This is a genomic window from Massilia aurea (assembly GCF_024753205.1).
GTDB classification, from domain to species: domain Bacteria; phylum Pseudomonadota; class Gammaproteobacteria; order Burkholderiales; family Burkholderiaceae_D; genus Telluria; species Telluria aurea.
On sequence record NZ_JANUGZ010000010.1, the window covers coordinates 1 to 13573 of the forward strand.

The window sequence follows — 13573 nt, forward strand, 5'->3', positions numbered from 1 at the left end:
AGACCGAAGTCTTTGGCACCTTCATCAAACGCCCACACTTATCGACTGTTAATTTTTAAAGAACTTTATTCGGTGCTGCGTTTTCTGCCGCTTGCTACGAAGCGTTGTGTTCGTTAGCAGCAGAGAGGCGAGATTATGAAGTGTTTCTCATTTTTCGTCAACCCCTTCTTTCCTTCTTTTTCTTCGCTGTCGTTGCGTTTGAGGCGGCGTCTGCGTCGAGGAGCGAGACTATAACAAAGCCAGGATGGTCTTGCAATGCTTTCTCTTGTGATATCGTGGCCGCCGCCCATAGCGACCTTTTTATTACTCATGCATATTCCTGTTATTGCCCCGATCGCCCATGCGGCGCTGTCCCAATCCCTGGCCGCCGCGATCAATAACAAGACCAAGCCGCTTGGCAGCCTGGGACGTCTGGAGGATCTCGCCACCCAGTTGGGCCTGATCCAGCAGACAACCCGGGTGACGATCGACCAGCCTGCCATCCTCGTCTTTGCCGCCGACCATGGCGTGGTCGCCGAAGGCATTTCCGCCTATCCCCAAGACGTCACTTGGCAGATGGTCGAAAACTTCCTCGCCAACGGTGCTGCCATCAATGTGTTCGCGCGCCAGAATGGCTGCGCGCTGCGCGTGATCGACGCCGGCGTGAACCACGACTTCGGCGTACGCGCTGGTCTGCTCGACCGAAAAGTCGCCAATGGCACCAATAACTTCGCCATCGAACCGGCGATGTCGGCGCAGCACTGTGCTACCGCCCTCGAACACGGCATGGCCCTGGCGCGCGACCTGCCCGGCAATGTCGTGGGCTTCGGCGAGATGGGCATCGGGAACACGACCGCTGCGGCAGCGCTGATGCACAAGCTGACCGGCCAGCCGGCGGCTGCCTGCGTTGGCGCCGGCACCGGCCTGACGCCTGACGGCATCCGTCATAAAGAGCGCGTGGTTGCTGCCGCCGTCGCGCATTACGCCAGCGTGCACGAACCGCTCGAGGTCCTGGCCACCTTCGGCGGCTTCGAGATCGCGATGATGGCCGGCGCCATGCTGCAGGCAGCCAGCCTGCGCAAGGTGCTGCTGATCGACGGCTTCATCGTCACCAGCGCGCTGCTGGTCGCTACGCGCCTGCAACCGGCGATTCTCGACTACTGCGTGTTCGCGCACTGCTCTGGCGAGCATGGCCACGCCCTGCTGCTCGAGCAGCTTGGGGCACGGCCGCTGCTCGACCTGGGCCTGCGTCTGGGCGAAGGCACCGGCAGCGCCCTTGCCCTGCCCCTGCTGCACGCAGCCGCCAATTTCGTCAACGAGATGGCGACCTTCGCATCGGCCCAAGTTTCGGCACAACTGGGCGAGCACACGGGATGATCCATCAACTGCGCCTGTTCTTCATTGCGCTGCAGTTTTTCACGCGGATCCCGATCCCGCACTGGGTCGGCTTCGAGCCGGCATGGCTCAATCACGCGTCGCGCTACTTCCCGCTGGTGGGCGTCGTGGTGGGCGCCATCGGCGCGGCCGTCTACTTCATCTCCGCGCACTGGCTGCCAGCGCCAGTGGCCGCCGTGCTCTCCACCGCCGCGACTATCTACCTCACCGGCGCCTTCCACGAAGACGGCTTCGCCGACACCTGCGACGGTCTGGGCGGCGGCATGACGAAAGAACGCGCGCTCGAGATCATGAAGGATTCGCGCGTCGGTGCGTATGGCGCGATCGGCATCGTCTGCATGCTGGGCGCGAAGCTGGCTGCACTCGCCACGCTGCCGCCCCTTACCGCCATCGGCGCCCTGCTGCTGGCGCACCCGCTCTCGCGCCTGGCCGCCACGTCCCTGATCTGGCAGATGGAATACGCCCGCGCCGAAGGCAAGGCCAAGCCGCTGGCCGTGCGCATGAGCAGCGCCGAATTCGGGATCGCAACGCTCACGGTGCTGGTCCCGGCGCTCGCGCTGCTCGCCATAGGCCTGCTCGACCTGGCTGCGATTGGCGCAGCGCTGTTTGCTGCCTTGCTGGCCACGCGCTGGCTGGCCCGCACATTCACGCACCGGCTGCAGGGCTATACGGGCGACTGCCTCGGCGCCGTGCAGCAGTTGGCCGAAGTGGCCATCTATATCGCGGTGCTGGCCACGCTTGGCCGCAGCGCGCTGGCCTGATGCGCCTCTACCTCGTACGCCACCCGAAACCGGACGTGCCGGCCGGGTACTGCTATGGCCGCACCGACTTGCCGGCGCAAGCAACAGACACCGCACGCGTGCTGACGGCGCTGACCAATCAAGGCCTTCCCGGCGCCATGCCGGTCTACACCAGTCCTTTGCAGCGCAGCGCAGTGCTGGCGCAGCAGCTGTCAAGCGCACCGACGTTCGACGCACGCCTGGCCGAGATGGACTTCGGTGCGTGGGAGCTGCGCGACTGGAACACTATCGCCCGAGACGAGATCGATGCCTGGAACGCCGACCTGCTCCACTACCGCCCCGGCGGCGGCGAAAACGTCCTGCAGGTGGCCATGCGCGTGGCCGCGTTTCGCGCCGACATGCAGCGCACAGGGTGCGCCGCAGCACTCGTCATCTGTCACGCCGGCGCCATGCGTCTGCTGCACGCCATGTCCGGCGGCGGCACATTGCACGATGCTGCGCTGCGTGCGGCATCGACACCACATCAGATCGGCTACGGCGAAGTCATGGTGCTGGAAATATGACAATGCCCGGTTCAACCACCTTATAATGAGCGCGTTTTGGTGCTCGCACCTGCGTTCGCAGGTGCAGTTAAACGGGAAACACGAAGCTCTTCACAGGGCCAACGCGTGCTGCCCCCGCAACGGTAAGCAAGTGCTGCAGCCTCTCATCGGGTCCTGCGGCAAACCGCCCCCTCATACCACTGTGCTTTTCTGAGCATGGGAAGGTCGGACGGCCATACTTGTCAGCCCGGATACCGGCCAAAAGGTGGATACGCGCACAGCGCGATCCTTTGAATCCAGCCCACGGGGACGTCGGCGGGATGCCTTTGATAAGAACCATTCATGAATTTTCCAGTAAGCCGGCAAGCGGCGGCCGTGTCGCTCGCACTCGCCCTCATCTCGTCCACTGCCATCGCCGAAGTCGCTGACACCGTCGTCGTCACCGCCACCCGCACCCCACAACCCGCTGCAGACCTGATCGCCGACACCACCGTCATCAACGCCGAAGAAATCGCGCGCTCGGGCGCCGGCTCGGTGGCCGACATCCTGCAGCGCCAGCGCGGCATCGAGATCACCCGCAACGGCCCGGCCGGCACCGCCACCAGCGTCTACGTGCGCGGCGCGAACGCCAACCAGATCGTCGTGCTGCTCGACGGCGTGCGCATCGCCTCGGGCACTACCGGCACCGCCAGCTGGAATGCCATCCCGCTGGGCGCCATCGACCGCATCGAAATCGTCTACGGTCCACTGAGCACGCTGTACGGCGCGGACGCCATCGGCGGCGTGATCCAGATCTTCACGCGCAAGGGCGAAGGCGCACCTGTTGTCACCGCTTCGGTCGGCGCGGGCAGCAGCGCGACGCTGCAGGGCGACGCAGGCATCTTCGGCAGCAGCGGCGGCCCAAATGCCATCAACTATGCCTTCGGCGCTGGCTACGAAGAGTCGGACGGCTTCTCGTCCACGCGGCCCGGTGCCTCAGGCTACAACGCCGACGAAGACGGCTACCGCCGCCGCAACGCCAATGGTCGTGTATCGATGGCGCTCGCGCCGGGTCACGAGATCGGCGCCCAGTTCCTGGCCAGCCGCACGTACAGCCAGTACGATGCCAGTGGTTCCGGCAGCTACGATGTGCACAGCGACACGGACCTCAATACCGCCGCCGTCTTCATGACCAACCAGATCCTGCCGAACTGGCGCAGCACCGTGCAGTACGCGCGTTCGGAAGACAAGTCGGGCAGCTTCAGCAACGCCACGGCCAGCGGCGCCAGCCAGGCCGACACCGAGCAGAACGAATTCTCGTGGCAAAACAACGTCGCCATCGGCCAGGACACGCTGCAGTTGCTGTTCAACCACCGCAAAGAAGAGGTCGCGTCGATGCGCAAGACGCGCATCACCAATTCGTATGCAGCGGCGTATTCGGCCAAGCGCGCCAATCACCTGTTCGACGTCAGCGCGCGCCAGGACCGCTCGGTCTACGGCAGCCAGAATACCGGCGCCGCCGGCTACGGCTACGAGTTTGGCAACGGCCTGCGCGCCACCGCCAGCATCGGCACGAGCTTCCGCGCCCCGACTTTCAACGAGTTGTACTTCCCGAACTACGGCCTGGAGACGAACAAGCCAGAAAAAGGCCGCAACCGTGAAGTGGGCCTGCGCTACGACGGCAACGGCTACAAGCTCGACGCCACGTACTTCCACAACCGCCTGACCGACATGATCGTATCGAGCACGCCCTGCCCGGATGGTAAAAACCGCAGCTGCGCCTACAACGTCAACGAAGCGACGCTCGAAGGCTTCTCGCTGGCCGGCAGCACGCGCCTGATGGACGTGAACCTGCGCGCCAGCCTCGATTGGCAGGATCCGCGCGATGACACCACCGGCCGCCAGCTGGCGCGCCGCGCGAAGAAGCACGCCAACTTCGCGGCCGACTACGTGATGGGCCAGTTAAAGAGCGGCGCCGAGCTGACCGTGTCGGGTGACCGCTTCGACAACGCGCCCAATACCAGCCGCCTGGGCGGCTACGGCTTGCTGAACCTGTACACCACGTACCAGTTCACGCCCGACTGGTCCTTGCTGCTGCGCGTGAACAACGTCGCGGACAAGAACTACGAAGTGGCGCGCAACTACGGCACCAGCGGCCGCACCTGGTTCGCGTCGCTGCGCTACGGCATCCGTTAAGCTGGCATTTTCCGCCCGCGGCGCACGCGCCGCGGGCATCGATCAACTATCAGGGCCCGCATGCAAGCACCCGTCCCGTCATTACGCCAACGCGCCACGCTCATCGTCGGCGCCATGCTGGTCCTGGCCATCGCCACCCTGCTGTTCTCGGGCATGACCGGTTCCATCCGCGTGCCGCTCAGCGACATCCCCGACGCCCTGCGCCAGCTGGCCAGTGGCAAACCCGAATCCCTGTCCGCCTCCCTGCTCGACCTGCGCGCCAGCCGCGCGCTGGTGGCCTTTGCCACTGGCGGCGCCCTCGCCCTGGCCGGCCTGATGATGCAGGCGCTGTTACGCAATCCCCTTGCCGACCCGTATGTGCTGGGCGTCTCGTCCGGCGCCTCGGTCGGCGCCCTCCTCGCTTTGCTGCTCATGGCGTCCACGCTGATGGTCGATGCGGCTGCACTGGTCGGCGCCGTCAGCGTCTCCCTGCTGCTGTACGCGCTGGCGCGGCGCGATCTGCGCAGCGGCCAGGCTGCCGAAGGCGGCGCCTCGATGCTGCTGCTGACCGGCGTGATCGTCTCGGCCCTGTGCGGCTCCCTTGTTACCCTCATGCTGTCGATCGCGCCGGAGGGGCGCCTGCGCAGCATGATCTTCTGGCTGATTGGCGATCTGGCCGGCGCGCCGCTGCGCCTGGCGCCGTGGCTCGTGCTGGTCGGCGCGCTGCTGTTTGCCATGCGCAGTGCGCGCGCCATGAACATGGTCGCGCTGCACGCCGAAAATGCCGTCACGCTGGGCGTGCGCGTGAGCGCGCTGCGCAAGGGCCTGTTTTTTGTGTCGGCCCTGCTCACCGCGAGCGCCGTCACCAGCGCCGGCGCCGTTGGCTTCGTCGGCCTGATCGTGCCGCACGCCTGCCGCTTTGCCTTCGGTCCCGATCACCGCGTGCTGATTCCCGCCGTCGTCCTGAGCGGCGGCGCGTTCCTCGTGCTGTGCGATACGCTGGCACGCACGATCGTCGCGCCGCAGCAACTGCCGGTCGGCGCCATCACGGCGATGATCGGTGCGCCGGTCTTCCTGTATCAACTGCACCGCATGCGCAAATGACCGTTATCGCCACCCACGACCTGCGCTTGTCCATTGCCGGGCGCACCCTGGTGCAGGGCCTCGACTGGGCCGCGCAACCGGGCGAATGCTGGAGCATCATCGGCCGCAATGGCGCCGGCAAGAGCACCTTGCTGCGCACGCTGGCAGGCTTGCACCAGCCAGACGGCGGCGCCATCCACATCGGCGGGCGCGCCCTGGCGGCCTGGCCGCTGACCGACCTGGCGCGCGAACGCGCCTTTCTCGCGCAATCGCGCCACGACGCCTTTGCCTACACGGTGCTCGAGAGCGTACTCTCGGCACGCCACCCGTACCACGCCAACCGCTACTGGGAAGGCAGCGACGACCATCAGATTGCGCTGGAAGCCCTGGCGTCAATGGACGTGAGTAACCTGGCGGCGCGCGACGTGCGCACGCTGTCCGGCGGCGAGCGCCAGCGCGTGGCGATTGCCGCCCTGCTGGCCCAACAAACCCCGCTGCTACTGCTCGACGAGCCAGCCAATGCGCTCGACCTGGCCCATCAGGTGAGCGTGACAGGCCTGCTTGCGCGCCTGTGCCGCGAGCAGAACAAGACCGTGGTCATGATCGGCCACGACCTGAACCTGGCTTCGCGCATCTCGACGCACGTGCTGCTGCTGATGGGCGATGGCCGCTGGCACGCCGGCACCAATGAACAGACCATGCAGCCCGCTCTGCTGGGCGACTACCTCGGCCACCCGATCGAGATGATCGAACATCACGGCCGCCGCATCTTCATCCCTCAAGAGGATTCCGCATGAATGACATGACTCCCGAACAAACCGCAGCGCTGAACGAACGCCATCGCGTGCGCATGGAGCGCAAGAAAGCCGTCATCGACGCAAAGATCGCGTCGGCCGACAAGGAAATCGGCATCATCATCGTCAATACCGGCAATGGCAAGGGCAAGAGCTCGAGCGCGTTCGGCATGGTCGCGCGCGCGCTGGGCCATGGCATGCAGGTCGGCGTGGTCCAGTTCATCAAGGGCGCGCTGTCGACCGGCGAAGAAACCTTCCTGCGCCGCTTCCCGGAGGAAGTGCGTTTCCATGCGATGGGCGAAGGCTATACCTGGGAAACCCAGAACCGCGAGCGCGACATCGAAAAAGCGACCGAGGCGTGGGCGCTGGCCAAGCAGTTCCTGTCCGATCCCGCCATCGGCATGGTGGTGCTGGACGAACTGAATATCGCGCTCAAATACGGGTACGTCGACGTGCACACCGTGATCGCCGACCTGCTGGATCGCCCGACCATGCAGCACGTGGTGATCACGGGCCGCGGCGCGCCACCCGAACTGGTGGCGGTCGCCGACACCGTCACTGAAATGAACGTCGTCAAGCACGCGTTCAAGGCGGGGATCGGCGCCCAGGCCGGGACGGAGTGGTAATGAACGCGCATCCCGGCGCGCGTGTGGTGCTGGTGGCAGCAATGGCGTCCGGCCAGGGCAAGACCACCGTCACGGCCGCGCTGGCGCGGCGTTTGATCCGCATGGGCAAGCGCGTGCGCGTGTTCAAGTGCGGTCCCGACTTCGTCGATCCGGTGATGCTGGAAAGTGCATGCGGCACACCGGTCCACAATCTGGATCTGTGGATGGTCGGCCTGGAAGCCTGCCGCCAGCGCCTGCAGGATGCGGCCGCAGAGGCCGACGCGATCCTCGTCGAAGGCGTGATGGGCCTGTACGACGGCACACCATCGAGCGCCGACCTGGCGCGTGCGTTCGGGATTCCGGTGCTGGCGGTGCTGGATGCATCGGCGATGGCCCAGACGGCCGGCGCCGTGGCACAAGGCTTGCGTGACTATGGTCCCGTGCAGATGGCGGGCGTGATCGCCAACCGCGTTGCCAGCAGCGGCCACGCGGCGATGGTCAAGGAGTCGCTGCGCGACATTCCGCTAATCGGCACCCTGGCGCGCCAGGAGAATCACCTGCCTGAACGGCAACTGGGCCTGGTGCTGCCGGGTGAAGTCGAAGAACTGCAGCGTATCCTTGACGCGCTGGCCGACAGCATCGAGTTCGATGAGGCGGCGTGGGATGCGCTGCCGGTGATGGCGCCCGCATTGGCACCAGCGCACGCCGTCCCTGCGCAGATCGACACGCCGCTTGCCGGCCGCACGATCGCGATCGCGCATGACCCGTCATTCATGTTCGTGTATCCGGCGAACGTCGAGCTGCTTAAAGCGCTGGGCGCGCAGATCACGTACTTTGCACCGCTGTCGAACGACGCGGTGCCGGACCATGCCAACGCAGTCTATCTGCCGGGCGGCTATCCCGAGCTGCATGGCGCGGTGCTGCAAGGCGCAACGCGCTGGCGCGATTCGATCCGCGTGGCCCATGCGCGCGGCGTGCCGATCGTGGCCGAATGCGGCGGCATGATGGCCCTTGCCGATGGCTTGACCGACAGTGATGGCCGGCGCTGGGAGATGGCCGGCGTCCTGCCGGGCGAAGTGGCGATGCAACAGCGCCTGGCTGGCCTCGGGATGCATGCGCTGGCCACGCCGGAGGGCGAACTGCGCGGCCACACGTTCCACTATTCGCTGCTGGCCACTGACGTCCCGCCGCAGGCACATACCGTCAAGCAGCGCACGCAGACACCGGGTGAAGCGGTGTACCGCGTCGGCTCGCTGTTCGCGTCCTACTTCCACGGCTACTTCCCGTCCAACCCGCGCGCGGTTGCCACGCTGTTTGGCGGTGCGCCATGAGCGCGACGCTGGTCTTTGGCGGCGCACGCTCGGGCAAAAGCGCCTTTGCCGAACGGCTGGCGCGCGAGTCAGGCCAGGAAGTCGTGTATATCGCTACCTCGCGCGCGGGTGATGGCGAGATGGCAGCGCGCATTGCGCTGCACCGGGAGCAGCGGCCGCACGAATGGCGCACGGTCGAGGAAGAACTGGCGCTGGCGCAGACGCTGCGCACCGAATGTCTGCCGGGCCGCCTGGTGCTGGTCGATTGCCTGACGCTGTGGCTCAGCAACCTGATGTTCTGCGATGGCCGGGAGTATCCCGAAGTCGGCGCCCTGACGCTGCCAGATCGGTTCCACGAGGAGCGCGCGGCCCTGCTGGACCTGCTCGATGCGGGCTTGCCCGGCGACGTGGTGTTTGTGTCGAACGAAGTCGGCATGGGCATCGTGCCCTGGGGCGCGATCTCGCGCAGCTTTGCCGACGAAGCCGGACGGCTGAATCAGGCGGTGGCTGCGCGCGTGGACCGCGCGGTGCTGGTCGCGGCCGGCCTGCCACTTGTTCTGAAGGGTTCCCTGTGCTGACTGGCTTGTCGTTGTCGACGGTGGCGCTGCTGCTGGTGGCAGGTGTCGCGCTCGACCTGCTGCTGGGCGAGACGCGGCGCTGGCATCCGCTGGTCGGCTTCGGCAATCTGGCGACCTTTATCGAACGGCGCCTGAACCGCGGCAACCTGCGCCTGCCGCGTGGCAGTCTCGCGTGGGCGTTGGCAGTGCTGCCATTGAGTATCCTGTTCGTGGTCCTGACCGATGTTGCCGGCCTGTGGCTGCACGCGGTGCTGCTGTATCTGTGCATCGGCCTGCGCAGCCTGCGCGACCATACGATCCCGATCTACGAAGCGCTGCGCGGCGGCGACCTGGCCCAAGCGCGCGCGCTGACCGCCCGCATCGTCAGCCGCGACACTGCCAACGCCAGCGAGTCCGACCTGGCCAAGGCAAGCGCCGAGTCGCTCCTTGAAAACGGCAACGACGCCGTATTCGGCACGCTGTTCTGGTTCATCCTGCTGGGCGGGCCGGGCGCGGTGCTGTTCCGGCTCGCCAATACGCTCGATGCGATGTGGGGTTATCGCAGCGCGCGTTTCAATCTGTTCGGCCGCCCTGCAGCGCGCATCGACGACGTGATGAACTATGTACCGGCGCGCCTGACGGCGCTGTCGTATGTGCTGCTCGCGGGGGCGAAGCGTGCACATGCCTGGCACTGCTGGCGCACGCAGGCGCCGGCGTGGAGCAGCCCGAACGCCGGGCCAGTGATGGCCAGCGGCGCCGGCGCACTGGGTGTGTCACTCGGCGGCGCGGCGGTCTACGATGGCGAGGTCGAACAACGCCCGCCACTGGGCGCCGGGCCTGCCGCCTGTGCCGGCGACATCCAGCGCGCCTGGCGGCTGGTGCTGCGCACGACGCTGCTCTGGCTCGGCGTCGTCTGCCTGCTGGCCGTGTTATCCGCGATCGGTGCGCCGCATGCTTGAACACGGCGGCAACCTGCGCGACGCCGCGCGGTATGACGGGCGCGATGACTGGATCGACCTGTCGACCGGGATCAACCCGCATGGCTATCCGGCGCCGGCGCCCTCGCCAGGTGCCTGGCTGCGCCTGCCCGAGCCGGATCCCGCGTTGCTGGCGGCGGCCTGCGGGTACTACCAAGCGCCGCACTTGCTGCCTGTCGCCGGTACGCAGGCCGCAATCCAGGCGCTGCCCCGCCTGCGCGCACCGTCGCGCGTCGCCGTGTCGGCGCCGTCGTATGCCGAGCACGCGCACCACTGGTGCCAGCATGGCCACCAGTTGCGGCAGGTTGCGTATGCCGAGCTGGAAGCGGCGGTCGATGTCAGCGATGTCGTCGTTGTCGTTAATCCGAACAACCCGACCGGCGAAACGATCGCGCCGGAGCGCCTGCTCGACTGGGCCACGCGCCTGCGGGCGCGCGGCGGCTGGCTCATCGTCGACGAAGCCTTTGGCGACACCGCGACGGCGCTCAGCGTGGCGATGCACGCCTCGCAGCCCGGCCTCATCGTGCTGCGCTCGATCGGCAAATTCTTTGGCCTCGCGGGTCTGCGCCTGGGATTCGTCGCCGCGCATGCCAGCCTGCTGCGCGACCTGGCTGACCTGCTGGGGCCATGGACCATCAGCGGTCCGGCGCAGGAAATCGCCCTGGCCGCGCTAACCGATAGCGTCTGGCAGCACGCGACGCGCACCAGTCTGTGCCAGTCCGGCGAGCGGATGACGCACCTGTTGCTGGAACACGGCATCGCCAGCAGTGGCACGGCGCTGTTTCGCTGGTGGCCGCAGACACAACCCGAAGCCTTCCACACCCACATGGCGGCGCGTGGCATCTGGTGCCGGCTGTTCCGGGATGCCGGACGCGGTATCCGCGTCGGCCTGCCGGCAGGCGAACCTGAATGGCACCGCTTTGAACACGCACTTCATGAATGGAACCAACGATGAAAACAACGATCCTGACGGCTGCCCTGACGACTTTGGTGATTGCAGGCCTGTCGATCAACTGTGCGCAAGCCGCGATTACGGTCAAGGACGACGGCGGCCAGACCGTCACGGTCGCCAAGCCGGCACTGCGCATCATCTCGCTCGCGCCGAGCGTGACCGAGCTGCTGTTCGCGGCCGGTGGCGGCAGCCGCGTCGTGGGCGCCGTCAACTACAGCGATTATCCGGAGGCCGCCAAGCGTATCCCGCGCATCGGCTCGAACCGCGAGATCGACATGGAGTTGTTAATTTCACTGAAGCCCGACCTGATCGTGGCCTGGCGCCACAACAGCTCGGACAGGCAAATCGAGATGGTGCGCCAGCTCGGCATCCCCGTGTTCCAGAGCGATGCGCAGACGCTCGACGCCATTCCCGACAGCGTCGAGCGGCTTGGCCAGTTGATGGGGACCGATGCAACCGCCAAGGCAGCGGCGGCAGGGCTGCGTACGCAGCTGGCCAGCCTGCGCAAGCAGTACGCAGGCCGCGCGCCGGTACGCGTCTTTTACCAGGTGTGGGACAAGCCGCTGTACACGCTCAGCGGAAAGCACATCCTGACCGATGCGATGCACCTGTGCGGCGGCGTGAATGTCTTCGACAAGCTGGCCGTGACAGCGCCCGTGGTCACGCTCGAGAGCGTGCTGCAGGAGAATCCCGAAGTGATCATCGCCACGGCCGAAAAGAACTATGGCGGCGTGCAGTTGTGGAAAACCTACGGCACCATGACCGCAGTGAGCCGCAATAACCTGTTCACGCTCGACGGCCATCTGCTCAATCGCGCGGGGCCGCGCATGATCCAGGGCACCGCCACGATGTGCGAGGCGCTGGAGCAGGCACGCCAGCGACGCCCGAAATGAGCACGTTCCCTTACCGGACCCTGATGGTGCAAGGGACGACGTCGGACGCCGGCAAGACCACGGTGGTCGCGGCGCTGTGCCGGCTGTTGATGCAGCGCGGCGTGAAGGTCGCGCCATTCAAGCCGCAGAACATGGCGCTCAACAGCGCGGTCACGCGCGACGGCGGCGAGATCGGCCGCGCCCAAGCGCTGCAGGCCATCGCCGCCGGCATCGAACCGCATACCGACATGAACCCGGTGCTGCTCAAGCCATCGAGCGACACCGGCGCCCAGGTCATCATCCATGGCCGCGTCCGCGCCGACATGAATGCGCGCGACTACCACCAGTACAAGCCGATCGCGATGGGCGCGGTGCTCGAATCGCATGCACGCCTGCTGGCGCAGTACGAGGCGGTGATCGTCGAAGGCGCCGGCAGTCCGGCCGAAATCAATCTGCGCGACCGCGACATCGCCAATATGGGCTTTGCCGAAGCCGTTGATTGCCCGGTGATCCTGGTGGCCGACATCGATCGTGGCGGCGTGTTCGCGCACCTGGTCGGGACGTTGTCGTGCCTGTCGCAGTCGGAGCGCGACCGCGTGATCGGCTTTGTCATCAACCGCTTCCGCGGCGACATCAAGCTGCTTGAGCCTGGACTGGATTGGCTTGAGGCGCAGACCGGCAAGCCGGTACTGGCCGTGCTGCCGTATCTGCACGGACTGTTCCTCGATGCGGAGGATGCTGTGCAGGCGGCGCAAACGAGCAAGGGCGCGTTTCGCGTGGTTGTGCCCAGCCTGCCGCGCATGAGCAATCACACCGATTTCGATGCGCTGCGTGCGCATCCGGATGTCGACCTGCGCTTCGTGCGCGAGGGCGAAGCGATTCCCGGCGCCGACCTGATCATCCTCCCAGGCAGCAAAAACACGCGCGGCGACCTGGCCTGGCTCGATGTGCATGGGTGGCGTGAGCAGATCGCGCGCCACTTGCGTTACGGCGGCAAGGTCATTGGCGTGTGCGGCGGGTTCCAGATGTTGGGCAAGACAGTTGGTGACCCGCACGGAGTCGAAGGTGCGCCAGGTGTGTCGAATGGGCTCGGGTTACTCGATATCGATACCGAGCTCACATGTGACAAGCGGCTGACGCGGGTCGAAGGTTTGTGTATGTTCGCGCCGGGCGATGCCTCGGGTCGCGTCAGTGGGTATGAAATCCATATGGGCGTATCGAGTGGCGCGGCGATGACGCGGCCTGTGTTTGCGATCGACGGGCGCGGAGAAGGCGCGATGTCGGCAGATGGCCAAATCATGGGGACGTATCTGCATGGCTTGTTCGATCATCCGGATGCCTGCAGCGCGTTGCTGCGCTGGGCGGGATCGCGCAGCGAGCAGGTGGTCGATACTGCGCGGCTGCGTGAAGCCAGTCTGGATCGGATTGCGGTGTCGGTGGAAGGATTGCTGGACAGGTTGATTGGCTTGCGGGATCGCACATAAGGAAGTGCTATTCCCCTGGATGCGCAAAAGCCCGCTGATGTGAATCAGCGGGCTTTTTTGTGCAGATGGATCGTCGTATATTGGACCAGCTGAATACAGCACCCCAAAGCGAAAAGCCCCACTCATATT

Annotated in this window: 14 protein-coding genes and 1 riboswitch; of the genes, 13 read left to right on the forward strand and 1 reads right to left on the reverse strand. The window is 66.0% G+C overall.

Annotation, left to right across the window (positions count from 1 at the left end; genetic code table 11):
- Window positions 1-113: 113 nt before the first annotated feature.
- Window positions 114-311, reverse strand: a complete 198-nt coding sequence (locus NX775_RS23670; protein WP_258838210.1) for a hypothetical protein — start codon at window positions 309-311, stop codon at window positions 114-116.
- Here NX775_RS23670 and cobT point away from each other — a divergent pair.
- The 13 genes from cobT to NX775_RS23735 all read left to right on the forward strand — a co-directional run bounded on the left by cobT (window position 310) and on the right by NX775_RS23735 (window position 13444).
- Window positions 310-1356: a nicotinate-nucleotide--dimethylbenzimidazole phosphoribosyltransferase gene (gene cobT / locus NX775_RS23675; RefSeq protein ID WP_258838211.1), complete on the forward strand. Its 1047-nt coding sequence runs from the start codon at window positions 310-312 to the stop codon at window positions 1354-1356. The two genes, NX775_RS23670 and cobT, sit on opposite strands and share 2 nt — an antisense overlap.
- Window positions 1353-2135, forward strand: coding sequence for an adenosylcobinamide-GDP ribazoletransferase (locus tag NX775_RS23680; protein WP_258838212.1), 783 nt, complete (start codon window positions 1353-1355; stop codon window positions 2133-2135). The genes cobT and NX775_RS23680 overlap by 4 nt, the downstream gene beginning before the upstream one ends.
- Window positions 2135-2677 carry a histidine phosphatase family protein gene (locus NX775_RS23685; protein WP_258838213.1) on the forward strand — a complete coding sequence of 181 codons (543 nt, stop codon included), beginning with the start codon at window positions 2135-2137 and terminating at the stop codon, window positions 2675-2677. Before NX775_RS23680 ends, NX775_RS23685 begins: the two co-directional genes overlap by 1 nt.
- Window positions 2678-2697: 20 nt before the next feature.
- Window positions 2698-2933: riboswitch (cobalamin riboswitch) on the forward strand.
- 65 nt (window positions 2934-2998) lie between these two features.
- Window positions 2999-4831 (forward strand): TonB-dependent receptor domain-containing protein, encoded by a 1833-nt coding sequence (locus NX775_RS23690; RefSeq protein ID WP_258838214.1) that lies wholly within the window; start codon window positions 2999-3001, stop codon window positions 4829-4831.
- Between the two features lie 60 nt (window positions 4832-4891).
- On the forward strand, window positions 4892-5914 hold the full coding sequence (locus NX775_RS23695; RefSeq protein WP_258838215.1) for a FecCD family ABC transporter permease: 1023 nt from the start codon (window positions 4892-4894) through the stop codon (window positions 5912-5914).
- Window positions 5911-6690, forward strand: coding sequence for an ABC transporter ATP-binding protein (locus NX775_RS23700; protein ID WP_258838216.1), 780 nt, complete (start codon window positions 5911-5913; stop codon window positions 6688-6690). Before NX775_RS23695 ends, NX775_RS23700 begins: the two co-directional genes overlap by 4 nt.
- Window positions 6687-7313 carry a cob(I)yrinic acid a,c-diamide adenosyltransferase gene (gene cobO / locus NX775_RS23705; RefSeq protein ID WP_258838217.1) on the forward strand — a complete coding sequence of 209 codons (627 nt, stop codon included), beginning with the start codon at window positions 6687-6689 and terminating at the stop codon, window positions 7311-7313. The genes NX775_RS23700 and cobO overlap by 4 nt, the downstream gene beginning before the upstream one ends.
- The gene (locus tag NX775_RS23710) at window positions 7313-8623 is read left to right on the forward strand and encodes a cobyrinic acid a,c-diamide synthase CobB (RefSeq protein ID WP_258838218.1); all 1311 of its coding nucleotides are present in this window, start codon (window positions 7313-7315) and stop codon (window positions 8621-8623) included. Before cobO ends, NX775_RS23710 begins: the two co-directional genes overlap by 1 nt.
- Window positions 8620-9180, forward strand: coding sequence for a bifunctional adenosylcobinamide kinase/adenosylcobinamide-phosphate guanylyltransferase (gene cobU / locus NX775_RS23715; protein ID WP_258838219.1), 561 nt, complete (start codon window positions 8620-8622; stop codon window positions 9178-9180). The genes NX775_RS23710 and cobU overlap by 4 nt, the downstream gene beginning before the upstream one ends.
- On the forward strand, window positions 9174-10118 hold the full coding sequence (gene cbiB, locus NX775_RS23720) for an adenosylcobinamide-phosphate synthase CbiB (RefSeq protein ID WP_258838220.1): 945 nt from the start codon (window positions 9174-9176) through the stop codon (window positions 10116-10118). Before cobU ends, cbiB begins: the two co-directional genes overlap by 7 nt.
- A complete protein-coding gene (gene cobD, locus NX775_RS23725) occupies window positions 10111-11091 on the forward strand; it encodes a threonine-phosphate decarboxylase CobD (protein ID WP_258838221.1) in 981 nt (326 codons plus the stop codon). The genes cbiB and cobD overlap by 8 nt, the downstream gene beginning before the upstream one ends.
- Window positions 11088-11981 (forward strand): cobalamin-binding protein, encoded by an 894-nt coding sequence (locus NX775_RS23730; protein ID WP_258838222.1) that lies wholly within the window; start codon window positions 11088-11090, stop codon window positions 11979-11981. The genes cobD and NX775_RS23730 overlap by 4 nt, the downstream gene beginning before the upstream one ends.
- On the forward strand, window positions 11978-13444 hold the full coding sequence (locus NX775_RS23735) for a cobyric acid synthase (RefSeq protein ID WP_258838223.1): 1467 nt from the start codon (window positions 11978-11980) through the stop codon (window positions 13442-13444). Before NX775_RS23730 ends, NX775_RS23735 begins: the two co-directional genes overlap by 4 nt.
- Window positions 13445-13573: the final 129 nt, after the last annotated feature.

Bases quoted from the DNA above. Each gene is read 5' to 3' on its own strand.
- cobO (WP_258838217.1), top strand. From the start codon at position 6,687: ATGAATGACATGACTCCCGAACAAACCGCAGCGCTGAACGAACGCCAT.
- NX775_RS23685 (WP_258838213.1), top strand. From the start codon at position 2,135: ATGCGCCTCTACCTCGTACGCCACCCGAAACCGGACGTGCCGGCCGGG.
- NX775_RS23695 (WP_258838215.1), top strand. From the start codon at position 4,892: ATGCAAGCACCCGTCCCGTCATTACGCCAACGCGCCACGCTCATCGTC.
- NX775_RS23710 (WP_258838218.1), top strand. From the start codon at position 7,313: ATGAACGCGCATCCCGGCGCGCGTGTGGTGCTGGTGGCAGCAATGGCG.
- NX775_RS23735 (WP_258838223.1), top strand. From the start codon at position 11,978: ATGAGCACGTTCCCTTACCGGACCCTGATGGTGCAAGGGACGACGTCG.
- NX775_RS23680 (WP_258838212.1), top strand. From the start codon at position 1,353: ATGATCCATCAACTGCGCCTGTTCTTCATTGCGCTGCAGTTTTTCACG.
- NX775_RS23700 (WP_258838216.1), top strand. From the start codon at position 5,911: ATGACCGTTATCGCCACCCACGACCTGCGCTTGTCCATTGCCGGGCGC.
- cobT (WP_258838211.1), top strand. From the start codon at position 310: ATGCATATTCCTGTTATTGCCCCGATCGCCCATGCGGCGCTGTCCCAA.
- cobD (WP_258838221.1), top strand. From the start codon at position 10,111: ATGCTTGAACACGGCGGCAACCTGCGCGACGCCGCGCGGTATGACGGG.
- NX775_RS23670 (WP_258838210.1), bottom strand. From the start codon at position 311: ATGAGTAATAAAAAGGTCGCTATGGGCGGCGGCCACGATATCACAAGA.
- NX775_RS23690 (WP_258838214.1), top strand. From the start codon at position 2,999: ATGAATTTTCCAGTAAGCCGGCAAGCGGCGGCCGTGTCGCTCGCACTC.
- cobU (WP_258838219.1), top strand. From the start codon at position 8,620: ATGAGCGCGACGCTGGTCTTTGGCGGCGCACGCTCGGGCAAAAGCGCC.
- NX775_RS23730 (WP_258838222.1), top strand. From the start codon at position 11,088: ATGAAAACAACGATCCTGACGGCTGCCCTGACGACTTTGGTGATTGCA.